The sequence below is a fragment of the Nocardioides sp. genome (assembly GCF_035703625.1).
Classification (GTDB): Bacteria; Actinomycetota; Actinomycetes; order Propionibacteriales; family Nocardioidaceae; genus Nocardioides.
The window spans coordinates 1-12,053 of record NZ_DASSXS010000286.1 but is presented as its reverse complement, the minus strand read 5'-3'; the positions used below and the strand labels follow the sequence as shown (position 1 = coordinate 12,053).

Below are 12,053 nucleotides of genomic sequence, written 5' to 3'. Positions count from 1 at the left end.
CCCATGACCGCCGAGCGCCGAGCCCTTCAGGAAACCGCCCGCGAGTTCGTACGGCGCGAGGTGGCGCCGTACCTCCAGCACTGGGAGGACGCCGGCTCGGTCCCGCGCGAGCTGCACCGCGCCGCGGCGAAGCAGGGCCTGCTCGGCGTCTCCTTCCCCGAGGAGGTCGGCGGCCAGGGTGGCGACCTGCTCGACTCGGTCGCGATGCAGGAGGCGTTCTTCGAGGCGGGCGCGTCCAGCGGCCTGATGGCCGCGCTCTTCACCGGCGGGATCGCCCTGCCCCACATCGCCGCCAACGGGTCACCGGATCTCGTCGACCGGTTCGTCCGCCCGACCCTGGCCGGCGACAAGATCGGCTCCCTGGCGGTCACCGAGCCGGGCGGCGGGTCCGACGTCGCCGGCATCCGTACGACGGCCCGGCGCGAGGGCGACGAGTACGTCGTCAACGGCGCCAAGACCTTCATCACCAGCGGCGTCCGCGCCGACTTCGTCACGACCGCCGTGCGCACCGGAGGGCCCGGACACGCCGGGATCTCGCTGCTCGTCATCGAGAAGGGCGCGCCCGGGTTCACCGTCGACCGGGCGCTGGACAAGATGGGCTGGCACTGCTCCGACACCGCCGAGCTGTCCTTCGTCGACGTGCGGGTCCCGGCCGGCAACCTCGTCGGCGAGGTGGACTCCGGCTTCGTCCAGATCGCCGAGCAGTTCGTGGTGGAGCGGATCGCCCTCGCGGTGCACGCCTACGGCATCGCGGCCCGTTCCCTCGACCTGACCGCCGACTACTGCCGGCACCGGGAGACCTTCGGCAGGCCGCTCGTCGCCAACCAGGTGGTGCGGCACAAGCTGGTCGAGATGCGCCGGCAGGTCGAGGTGGCCCGGACCTACACCCGGTCGGTCGCGGCCCGGCACGTCGCGGGGGAGGACGTGATCGCCGAGGCGTGCCTGGCCAAGCAGACCGCCGTCGACTGCGCGACCCACGTCTGCGACCAGGCCGTCCAGCTGCACGGCGGGATGGGCTATCTGCACGGCACCGAGGTGGAGCGGCACTACCGCGACGCCCGGATCCTGCCGATCGGAGGAGGAGCGACCGAGGTCCTGACCGACCTGGCCGCACGACTGATGGGATACGCGTGATGCTGCCACCGGTAGGTGTGATCCTGCGGCCGATGACCGGGGAGGTGTCGCTGTGGATGGACGCGCCCCCGGACCGGGTGTGGGACCTGGTCAGCGACGTGACGCGGATCGGGGAGTTCTCCCCGGAGACCTTCGAGGCGCGGTGGACGCGAGGCTCGACCGGCCCGGAGGTGGGGGCGTCGTTCAAGGGCCACGTGAGGCGCAACGGCGTCGGACCGACGTACTGGTCGCCGTGCCAGGTCACGAAGTGCGTGCCGCACGAGCTCTTCGAGTTCGCAGTCGGGACCGACGACGTCACGCTCAACAACTGGGGCTACCGGCTGGAGCCGCAGGACGGCGGCACGCTGGTGACGGAGTACTTCCGGCTCGAGCCGAAGCTGCCCCTGCGCATCTACTGGACCGTGCTCGGCGCGCTGCGCGGGCGCACCAACGAGCGCGGCATGAGGACCACGCTCGAGCGGATGAAGGAGGTGCTCGAGTCGTGAGCGTGACCAACCGCGAGGCGATGCTGGAGAAGCTCGCCGACCTCGACGCCGAGCACGCCAAGGCGGTGGCCGGCGGCGGCGAGAAGTACGTCGACCGGCACCACGCCCGCGGCAAGCTGCTGCCCCGCGAGCGGATCGAGCTGCTGGTCGACCCCGGCTCGGCGTTCCTCGAGCTGAGCCCGCTCGCCGGCTGGGGGTCCGACTTCACGGTCGGCGCCAGCGTGGTCACCGGGATCGGGGTGATCGAGGGGGTCGAGTGCCTGATCACCGCCAACGACCCCACCGTGAAGGGCGGCGCCAGCAACCCCTGGACGGTGAAGAAGATCTTCCGCGCCTCGCAGATCGCCGAGGAGAACGGCCTGCCCACGGTCGCGCTCGTCGAGTCCGGCGGCGCGGACCTGCCGACCCAGAAGGAGATCTTCATCCCCGGCGGCAAGCTGTTCCGCGACATCACCCGGTCCAGCGCCGCCAAGCTGCCGACGATCGCGCTGGTCTTCGGCAACTCCACGGCCGGTGGTGCCTACGTCCCCGGGATGAGCGACTACACCGTCATGGTCAGGGAGCAGGCCAAGGTGTTCCTCGGCGGACCTCCACTGGTGAAGATGGCCACCGGCGAGGAGTCCGACGACGAGTCCCTGGGGGGCGCCGAGATGCATGCCCGGGTCTCCGGTCTCGCCGACTACCTCGCCGAGGACGAGCACGACGCCCTGCGGATCGGCCGCCGGATCGTGGCCCGCCTCAACTGGCGCAAGCCCGTGGGATCACCGACCTCGACCGCCGGGTTCGCCGAGCCGGACGAGGACGTCGAGGAGCTGCTCGACCTGATCCCCACCGACCTGAAGGAGCCGTTCGACCCCCGCGAGGTGATCCTCCGGATCTGCGACGGCACCGGCCCGGGCAACGAGGTGCCCTTCGACGAGTTCAAGCCGCTCTACGGCCCGTCGCTCGTCACCGGGTGGGCGCGGATCCACGGCCGGCCCGTCGGCATCCTCGCCAACGCCCAGGGCGTGCTGTTCTCCGAGGAGGCGCAGAAGGCGACGCAGTTCGTCCAGCTCGCCAACCAGACCGACACCCCGCTGCTGTTCCTGCACAACACCACCGGCTACATGGTCGGCAAGGAGTACGAGCAGGGCGGCATCATCAAGCACGGCGCGATGATGATCAACGCGATCAGCAACTCCACCGTCCCGCACCTGAGCGTGATCATGGGGGCGTCGTACGGCGCCGGCAACTACGGCATGAACGGCCGGGCCTACGACCCGCGCTTCCTCTTCACCTGGCCGTCGGCGAAGTCCGCGGTGATGGGCCCGGCGCAGCTGGCCGGCGTGCTGAGCATCGTCGCCCGGGCGGCGGCGGAGGCGAAGGGCAAGGAGTACGACGAGGAGGCCGACGCCGGGATGCGCGAGTTCGTCGAGCAGTCGGTGGAGGAGCAGAGCCTGCCGTTCTTCCTGTCCGGGATGCTCTACGACGACGGCGTGATCGACCCCCGCGACACCCGCACCGTCCTGGGCATCTGCCTGTCCGTGATCGAGAACTCGACCTGGAGGGGCGCCGAGGGCTACGGCGTCTTCAGGATGTGAAGCGAGCAGTGGTGCGCGAGGAACGAGCGCGGCGCGTGGGCGAGCGCAGGTTGAGCAAGCCCTGCGACCGAGGGACGAGGTCGCAGCGGGCGGGTCGAAATCCCTTGAGAGGAGCAGACAGGTGATCACCAGACTCATGGTCGCCAACCGCGGCGAGATCGCGAGTCGGGTGTTCGCCACCTGCAGACGGCTCGGCATCGAGACCGTCGCGGTCCATTCCGACGCCGATGCGGACCTGCCCTACGTCCGCGAGGCTGACGCTGCCGTCCGGCTCCCGGGCAACGCGCCCACCGACACCTACCTCGACATCGACCGGGTCCTCGACGCCGCGAAGCGCGCGGGGGCCGACGCGATCCACCCCGGCTACGGCTTCCTGTCGGAGAACGCGGACTTCGCCCGGGCGGTGATCGCGGCGGGCCGTACCTGGGTCGGCCCCGATCCGGAGTCCATCGAGCAGATGGGGTCGAAGGTCCGGGCCAAGGCCCTGATGGAGTCCGCCGGGGTTCCGGTGCTGCCCAACCTCTCCCCGACCGAGGCCACCGAGGACGACCTGCCGCTGCTCGTCAAGGCGTCGGCGGGTGGGGGCGGCCGCGGCATGCGGATCGTGACCGACCTGGCCGAGCTGGCCGGGGCGGTCGAGACCGCACGGGCCGAGGCGGAGTCCGCCTTCGGCGACGGGACCGTCTTCGTCGAGCCGTACGTCGAGCGCAGCCGCCACGTCGAGGTGCAGGTGGTCGGTGACCGCAGCGGCGACGTACTCGTCCTCGGGGAGCGCGACTGCTCCCTCCAGCGGCGGCACCAGAAGGTGGTCGAGGAGTCGCCCGCGCCCGACCTCGCGGCCGAGGTGGCGGGAGCGATGCACGACGCGGCGCGGGCCGCCGCCGCGGCGATCGGGTACGTCGGCGCGGGGACCGTGGAGTTCCTCTACGACCCCGCGCGGGAGCGGTTCTTCTTCCTGGAGATGAACACCCGGCTGCAGGTCGAGCACCCGGTCACCGAGCTGGTGCACGGCGTCGACCTGGTCGAGCTCCAGCTCGCGGTGGCCGAGGGACGGGTCGTGTGCCCCACGACGACCCCGGCGCAGGGACACGCGATCGAGGCCCGCCTGTACGCCGAGGACCCCGCCGTCGACTACCAGCCCCAGTCCGGCGTCCTCACCACCTTCGAGATCCCCAGTGGGGCCGGGATCCGGGTCGACGCCGGCTATGCCTCCGGCAGCGAGGTCTCGACCCACTACGACGCCATGCTCGCCAAGGTGATCTCCCACGCGCCCACCCGCGCGGAGGCCGCCCGCGCACTGGCCAGCACCCTGGCCCGGGCCCGGATCCACGGGGTCACGACCAACCGCGACCAGCTGGTCTCGCTGCTGCGCGACGAGGAGTTCCTCGCGGGCCGCGTGCACACCGGCTTCCTCGAGGGCCGCACCACGGAGACGCTCTCCGACCCGGGCTGGGCGATGCGCGCCGCGGTGGCGGCCGTGGTCGCCGACGAACGGCTCCGCCGAGGAGTCCAGGCGGGCATCCCGTCCGGATGGCGCAACGTGGTCAGCCAGCCGCAGCAGACGACCTTCGAGGTCGCCGGCGAGCAGCAGTCGGTGGCCTGGCTCGGAGGACGCGAGGGTGTGACCTTCCCCGACTCCGACATCCGGGTCATCGACGTCGAGCCCGGCCGGGTCACTCTCGAGGTCGGCGGCATCCGGTCGTCCACGAACGTACTCATCGACGGGTCGAGCCTCCCCGGCACGCGGACGATCCACGTCGACGGACCCCTTGGGTACGTCCGTCTGCGCGAGGTGCCCAGGTTCGTCGACCCCGCCGACGCGGTGGCCAGCGGATCGTTGCTCGCGCCGATGCCCGGCACCGTGGTCCGGGTGGCGGTCGACGTCGGTGCCGAGGTCACCGCGGGCGAGACCGTCCTGGTCCTCGAGGCGATGAAGATGCAGCACACCGTGACCGCGCCCCGGGCAGGGGTGGTCACCGAGATCGACGTACGACCCGGCGCGCAGGTCGCCGCCGGCGAGGTCCTGGCCGTGCTCGAGGAGACAGGAGCAGATGTCCGAGCGGAGCGAGGAGGTTGAGGAGGTCGCGCAGCGACCGTCTCGAAACCCCGTAAGGCGAAAGGAAACCGAATGAACAACTTCAGCGAGACCGAGGAGCGCAAGGCGCTCCGCCGCGAGGTGGCCAAGCTGGCGGGCGGCTACGGACGGGAGTACTTCACCAAGCAGGCCCGATCCGGCGGCAAGACCACGGACCTGTGGATGGCGATCGGCAAGAACGGCTACCTCGGCATCAACATCCCCGAGGAGTACGGCGGCGGTGGGGGCGGGATCGGTGACGTCGCCGCGGTCTGCGAGGAGCTCGCGGCGCAGGGCTGTCCGCTGCTGATGATGGTGGTCAGTCCGGCGATCTGCGGAACCGTGATCAGCCGCTACGGCACGCCAGAGCAGAAGCGGCGGTGGCTACCCGGGATCGCGGACGGCACCGCCACGATGGCGTTCGCGATCACCGAGCCGGACGCCGGCACGAACTCCCACAACATCACCACGACGGCCCGTCGCGACGGCGACGAGTGGGTGCTGAAGGGCCGCAAGATCTACATCTCCGGCATCGACGAGGCCGACAACGTGCTGGTCGTGGCCCGCACCGAGGACGCCCGGACCGGCAAGCTCAAGCCCTGCCTGTTCGTGGTCCCGACCGACGCGGAGGGCCTGGAGGCCAAGCCGATCCCGATGGAGATCGTCTCGCCCGAGCAGCAGTTCGCGGTGTTCATCGACGACGTCCGCCTGCCCTCCGACGCGCTGGTCGGTGACGAGGACGCCGGCCTGGTGCAGCTCTTCGCCGGGCTCAACCCGGAGCGGATCATGGCCGCGTCGTTCTCCACCGGGCTGGCCCGGTTCGCCCTCGGCCGGGCGGCGGCGTACGCCAAGGAGCGCGTGGTGTTCCAGACTCCGATCGGCGCGCACCAGGCGATCGCCCACCCGCTGGCGCAGTCGCACATCGAGACCGAGCTCGCCCGGCTGATGACCCAGAAGGCCGCCGCGCTGTACGACGCCGGCGACGACATGGGCGCCGGCGAGGCCGCCAACATGGCCAAGTACGCCGCCGCGGAGGCGGCCTGCGACGCGGCCGACCGCGCCGTGCAGGCGCACGGGGGCAACGGGATCACCCAGGAGTACGGCATGGCGGGGCTCCTCGTCGCCACCCGGGCCGGCCGGATCGCCCCGGTCAGCCGGGAGATGATCCTCAACTTCGTGGCGATGCACTCACTCGGGCTGCCCAAGTCCTACTGAGATTTCTCCGGTGGTAGGCCGCCGCCGCCGGTGGTTGAGGGCCGGCCGGTGGGTGAGGGCGATGCCGTCGCCGGTGGTTGAGGTGCGAAGGCGCCCTGGCGCCTGAGCCTCGAAACCCCGGAACTGTGGGCGCCAGACCAGGCTCGGTTTCGGTCGCCGGTCCTGTCGCCGGGTTTCGACACGCCCGCCGCGCCCTCGCAAGCTCGGTCGCGGGGCTTGCTCAACCTTCGCGAGCGACGGACCGCGCTCGTTCCTCGTGCGTTCCTGCTCGCTCCCGCTCGACGACGACACCGACCGGGACGAGCCGGCCGAGCTCCTCACCGACTCCTACCGCCTGCCGGGGCCCGATTGAAGCTCAGCGCAACGGCACGAACCGGTAGCCGCCGTGCCGGGTCACCTCGACGCCGTCGTCCTGCCTGACCACGAGCAGCATCGTGCCCTGGACGGGGATCACCATCCGGCCGCCCACGGCCAGCTGCTCGACCAGCTCCTCGGGCAGCGAGCGGGGTTCGGCCGAGACCAGGATCCGGTCGTACGGCGCCTTGTCGGGCAGGCCCAGCACGCCGGGTTCGGCCTGGTGGATCGACGCCCAGGGCTGGTGGGTGGCGGACAGGTTGTCGCTCCCGAACCGCACCAGGTCCGCCTCGAGCTCCACGCCGAGCACCTCGCCGGAGCCGCCGGTGAGGTGAGCGAGCAGGGCCGTGCTCCAGCCCGAGCCCGACCCGACGTCGAGCACGCGCTGCCCGGGCTCCACCCGGAGCAGGCGCAGCATCGCCTCGACCGTCCGGGGCTGCGAGTTGGTCTGTCCGTGCCCGATCGACAACGGACCGTCGTACGACGCCGACCGGCGCTGGCTCCTGGGCAGGAACCCGGTGCGGGGACAAGCTGCGAACGCTGCGGTGACCGCGTCCATGGCTCCGAGTCAACCACGCGAGCCGCGGTGCGTCAGCGGCGCGGCGGGAGCGGGAAGAACATGGAGGTCCGGGCTGCGTACTCCGGGTAGCCGGGGCGCTTCATCATCGTCCGCTCCAGCGGCCGGGCGCCGGTGGCATAGGCCAGGAAGTAGCTCATCGCGATCGGTGCGGGCAGGGTCAGCAGCGCCGGCAGCCAGCCGGTCGCCGCGGCCCCCGCCAGCCAGATGCCCCACCAGACGCAGGCATCGCCGAAGTAGTTCGGGTGCCGGGTCCACGCCCAGAGCCCCCGGTCCATCACCGGGCCACGGTCGGGGTCCCGCTTGTAGGCCGCGAGCTGGGCGTCGCCGACCGTCTCGAACAGGAAGCCGACGGCCCACACGGCCACTCCGACCCACACCAGGGCCACCAGCTCCACCGCCCCGACGGCGGCGGCCTGCACCGGCCAGGAGACGAACCAGATCGCCACGCCCTGGATGAGGAAGACCTTGCGCACCGCCGCGCCGAACCAGGCGCTCCGGTCGTCGGTCGGCGAGTGCGGTGCGAGCAGCTCGGCGTAGCGCGGGTCCTCGCCGTGACCTCGCGCGCGTTTCCAGATGTGCCACGACAGCCGCAGGCCCCAGACCGCGACCAGCGCCGCCATCAGCCACGGCAGCCCGCCACCGCCTGTGTCGAGGGCAGCACAGACCACCGCGATGACGGTGAGCCCGATCCCCCAGGTCACGTCGACGACCGAGACCCGGTCGAGGCGCCGCGCCACGACGGCGGTGACCGCCATGGCCACCGCGGCGACGGCCAGGGACGACAGGGAGACGATCAGCAGCTGGCTCACAATCCCGACCCTCTCACCAGCCGCGCACCGGAGGCATCGAGTGGGCGCTGCCCGGTCGGGCACAGAGGATCTGGTCGACCCCCATCCGTCCGTCGCGGAAGGCCAGCTGCCCGCCGACGAGGTAGAGCCGCCAGACGCGGACCACCTCCTCGCCGACCAGTGCGGTCAGCTCGTCGAGGTTGGTCTCGAACCGCTCGAGCCAGCCCTGGACGGTGCGCACGTAGTGCTCGCGGAGGCCGTGCACATCGCGTACCTCGAGCCCCCCCTGCTCGAGGTACGCGACGGTCTCTCCCACCGGGCGCATGTGCATGTCGGGGGCGATGAAGGACTCGATGAAGGGTCCACCCCCAGGATGCGGTCCGGTCCGGCTCATCTGCTGCACGAGCACCCGGCCGCCGGGGCACACGGCGCTCCGCAGCACGTCGACGTAGGTCGGGTAGTTGGCTTCACCGACGTGCTCGCCCATCTCGATCGAGCCGACCGCGTCGTAGCCTCCCTCGTCCACCTCGCGGTAGTCCTGCAGCCGGATCTCGACCAGGTGCTCGAGCCCGCGCTCGCGGATCCGGGCGTCGATGAACGCCTTCTGCTCCTCCGCGATCGTGATCCCGGTGACCCGCGCGCCGAAGTGCTCGGCGGCGTGCAGCGACAGCGACCCCCAGCCGCAGCCGACGTCCAGCAGCGTGAGCCCGGGCTCGAGGCCGAGCTTGCGGCAGACCAGGTCGAGCTTGTCGGCCTGGGCGTCGGCGAGCGTGTACGCCGGCTCGGCCGACGTCCAGTAGGCGCACGAGTAGGCCATCGACGGGTCGAGAAGCAGCGCGTAGAACTCGTTGGACAGGTCGTAGTGGTGGCTGATCGCGCGCCGGTCCCGCAGCAGGCTGTGGCGGCGGCCGCGCAGCCGCGCCTGCGAGGCGGGGGCTGCCGGGGGGCGGCCCAGGGCGCCCACGCTGGAGGCCGTGCGGATCGCCTGCACGACGGCCCCGGCCGAGAGCCGCCCGCCGCTCAGCCCGCGGTCACGGGCGACGGCGAACGCATGCGTCAGCGCCCGGCCGAGGTCCCAGCCGTCGGCCTCGGGCACGTCCAGCTCCCCGGTGACGTAGGCCTGGGCGGCGCCGAGCTCGCCGGGGTGCCGGAGCATGCGACGGACGGCGTTGGGGGAGCGCAGCTCCACCACCGGTCCCTCGGCCGACCCGGCCTCGGAGCCGTCCCAGGCGCGGAGCCGGACCGGGAGGTCCCCGCCGACGAACGGCTCGAGGGCGGTCACCAGTCGCTGGGCGATCATGCCCGCTCCTCCCGTCGCATGAGGGTGAGCTGCTGCACGTCGAGGTAGCCGGAGGTGAAGCCGGCGCGGGAGTACTCCAGGTAGAAGTGCCACATCCGCTCGAACGTCTCGTCGAACCCCAGGGCGCGGACCTTGCGGGACGCGGCGAGGAAGGCCTCGTCCCACTGGCGCAGGGTCTCGGCGTAGTGCAGTCCCATCGAGAGACGGTTGGCGACCCTTAGCGTGGTGTCGCGGGACGTCACCTGCTCGACCGCCTCGACCGAGGGCAGGAAGCCGCCGGGGAAGATGTACTTGTTGATCCACGTGTAGGTGCGGCGGGTGGCGAGCATCCGGTCGTGCGGCATGGTGATGGCCTGGATCCCGACGCGTCCGCCCGGCGCGAGCAGGCGGTCGATGGTGCTGAAGTACGTCGACCAGTACTGATGGCCGACCGCCTCGATCATCTCGACCGACACCACGGCGTCGTACCGGCCGTCCTCGGGACGCAGCTGTCGGTAGTCGCACAGCTCGACGTCGACCCGGTCGGCCACGCCGGCCGCGGCGATCCTCTGCTCGGCCAGGGCCTTCTGCTCGGTGGACAGGGTGACGGTCCGCACCGTGGCTCCGCGGTGGGCCGCCCGGATCGCCAGCTCGCCCCAGCCGGTGCCGATCTCGAGCACGCGGGTGCCCTCGCAGACCCGGGTCTCGTCGAGGAGCCGGTCGATCTTGCGGAGCTGGGCGGCGTGCAGGTCGGAGCCCTCCCTGGGCACCGCCGCCTGGCGGTGGTCCCCGGCAGACAGGATCTCGCTCTCGAACAGGGCCGAGGAGTAGTTGAGGGAGGGGTCGAGGAACAGGCCGAACAGGTCGTTGGACAGGTCGTAGTGGTGGGCGATGTTGTCGCGGGTGTTGCGCTGGCTGTTGCGGTGCATCCGCGGGGGACGGGCGACCACCATGGCCCGCAGCCGTTGCAGGTTGCGGGGGACCAGGTCCGGCATCTGGGCGGCCAGGACGGCCAGGAACCCGCTGAGGTCCTCGGCGTCCCAGGCCCCGGTGAGGTACGCCTCGCCGAACCCGATCAGCTGGTGGCGACCGATCCTCGCGAAGAACTCATCGGGGCGGTGCACGGTCATCACCGGGCCACCCCGGCCGAGGGTCCGTCGGCGGTCGGGGTCGGCGATCACGACGGTCACGTCGAGCCTGGACACGGCGGCGTCGAAGAGGCGGCGGGCGATGCGGGCCGACACGGCGGCCCGGGCTCCCGAGGGGACGACGTCCAGCCCGGGCCAGGCGGCCGCGGGCGGGCGAGAGGGGGCGAGGGTCACGAGACTCCTTCCGTGGAGCGGGCGGGTCGGGGCTGTACGGGCAGGCGGCGCAGCCACAGCCAGATGCCGTGCATCCGGATCTGCAGCGCCCCCACGAGGCTTGCCGGTGCGGCGCGCAGCGGGCCGCGGTCGGTGGGTGCTCCGGTCAGCGAGGCGCTGAACACGGCACCGTCGTCGGTGTGCAGGCTGACGGCCACCTGCAGCCGCCGGTCCGGTACCGGCACGGAGAGCTCGTAGGTGCCGTCGGTGCCGTGGAAGGGCGAGACGTACATCTGCTTGTCGGTGGTCGCCCGGCCCTGCTCGTCGGGGTGCACGAGGTAGGCGTGGCGGTCGCCGTAGGTGTTGTGCACCTCGACCACGACCGCCACCTGCCGGCCGGAGCGGTCGAAGCACCAGAAGACGCTGATCGGGTTGAAGCAGAACCCGAACGCCCGCGGCTGCGCGGCCATCAGGATCCGCTCGACCCCGTGCAGCCCGCCGGCGGCGAGGAAGTCCTCGACGTTCTCCCGCAGGCTGCGCCCGGGCGAGCCCAGGTGGTCGCGTGCCTCGAACCGTCCGAGCGGCCCGTGGTCGGGCAGGTGGTCGAGGTCCACCAGCCAGGTGTGCGAGCGGTGCTCGAACGTGCGGCGGAACGGCGTACGACGGGTGTGCCTGATCGTCGTTGCGTAGATCCCGAGCGTGGCACCGGAGGCCGATCCCGCTCCGGAGGTCGACGTGTGGAGGCCGTCAAGGCCTGAGCCTCGAAGAGTCGGAACGTGCGCGGGGCCTCGACCCCACCGGTGTCCCAGCCGGGCGGCGGCCGCGACACCCGACCTGGCACCGTCCTCGTGGAAGCCCCAGCCGTGGTAGGCGCCGGCGAAGGCGATCCGGCCGCTGGAGATGTCGGGCAGCCTGCGCCGGGCCGCGACGGACGTGGGGTCGTAGAGCGGGTGGGCGTACTCCATCCGGTCGATCACCGTGGCCGGGTCGACCAGGTCGTCGCCGCCGAGGGTGACCAGGTAGCGGGTGTCGGTGGCCAGGCGCTGGAGACGCGTCAGGTCGTAGGTCACCGTGACGCCGCGACGGGCCCCGGAGCCCGCGGGGCGCAGGAAGTTCCACGACGCCCGGGCTCCCGCGGCCCGGGGCAGCAGGGACTCGTCGGTGTGGAGCAGCGCCGTGTTGTCGGAGTAGGGAATGGCGGCGAGCACCTCGCGCTGCTCCGGTGTCGGCTCGGCCAGCATCGCCAGCGCCGGCCCGGGGTGG

Annotated in this window: 10 protein-coding genes; 5 read left to right on the top strand and 5 right to left on the bottom strand. The window is 71.9% G+C overall.

Annotation, left to right across the window (positions count from 1 at the left end; all coding sequences use genetic code 11):
* Positions 1-3: 3 nt before the first annotated feature.
* The 5 genes from VFN12_RS14930 (at position 4) to VFN12_RS14910 (ending at position 6,488) form a co-directional block, all read left to right on the top strand.
* Complete coding sequence (locus tag VFN12_RS14930) at positions 4-1,134, top strand: acyl-CoA dehydrogenase family protein (RefSeq protein ID WP_325119524.1); 1,131 nt, start codon at positions 4-6, stop codon at positions 1,132-1,134.
* On the top strand, positions 1,134-1,619 hold the full coding sequence (locus VFN12_RS14925) for an SRPBCC family protein (RefSeq protein ID WP_325119523.1): 486 nt from the start codon (positions 1,134-1,136) through the stop codon (positions 1,617-1,619). The genes VFN12_RS14930 and VFN12_RS14925 overlap by 1 nt, the downstream gene beginning before the upstream one ends.
* Positions 1,620-1,639: 20 nt before the next feature.
* Positions 1,640-3,199 carry an acyl-CoA carboxylase subunit beta gene (locus VFN12_RS14920; RefSeq protein ID WP_325119544.1) on the top strand — a complete coding sequence of 520 codons (1,560 nt, stop codon included), beginning with the start codon at positions 1,640-1,642 and terminating at the stop codon, positions 3,197-3,199.
* Between the two features lie 121 nt (positions 3,200-3,320).
* Entirely contained in the window at positions 3,321-5,276 is a 1,956-nt protein-coding gene (locus tag VFN12_RS14915; protein ID WP_325119522.1) for an acetyl/propionyl/methylcrotonyl-CoA carboxylase subunit alpha, read from the top strand.
* A 51-nt stretch (positions 5,277-5,327) separates the two neighbouring features.
* A complete protein-coding gene (locus VFN12_RS14910; RefSeq protein ID WP_325119521.1) occupies positions 5,328-6,488 on the top strand; it encodes an acyl-CoA dehydrogenase family protein in 1,161 nt (386 codons plus the stop codon).
* A 355-nt stretch (positions 6,489-6,843) separates the two neighbouring features.
* Here VFN12_RS14910 and VFN12_RS14905 read toward each other — a convergent pair whose 3' ends face one another.
* The 5 genes from VFN12_RS14905 to VFN12_RS14885 all read right to left on the bottom strand — a co-directional run.
* A complete protein-coding gene (locus tag VFN12_RS14905) occupies positions 6,844-7,401 on the bottom strand; it encodes a protein-L-isoaspartate carboxylmethyltransferase (protein ID WP_325119520.1) in 558 nt (185 codons plus the stop codon).
* 32 nt (positions 7,402-7,433) lie between these two features.
* A complete protein-coding gene (locus VFN12_RS14900; protein ID WP_325119518.1) occupies positions 7,434-8,231 on the bottom strand; it encodes a DUF1295 domain-containing protein in 798 nt (265 codons plus the stop codon).
* 13 nt (positions 8,232-8,244) lie between these two features.
* Positions 8,245-9,510 carry a cyclopropane-fatty-acyl-phospholipid synthase family protein gene (locus VFN12_RS14895; RefSeq protein ID WP_325119517.1) on the bottom strand — a complete coding sequence of 422 codons (1,266 nt, stop codon included), beginning with the start codon at positions 9,508-9,510 and terminating at the stop codon, positions 8,245-8,247.
* Complete coding sequence (locus VFN12_RS14890; protein ID WP_325119516.1) at positions 9,507-10,811, bottom strand: cyclopropane-fatty-acyl-phospholipid synthase family protein; 1,305 nt, start codon at positions 10,809-10,811, stop codon at positions 9,507-9,509. The genes VFN12_RS14895 and VFN12_RS14890 overlap by 4 nt, the downstream gene beginning before the upstream one ends.
* On the bottom strand, positions 10,808-12,053 hold a 1,246-nt coding region (locus VFN12_RS14885), incomplete at its 5' end, for a DUF1365 family protein (RefSeq protein WP_325119515.1). The genes VFN12_RS14890 and VFN12_RS14885, both read right to left, overlap by 4 nt.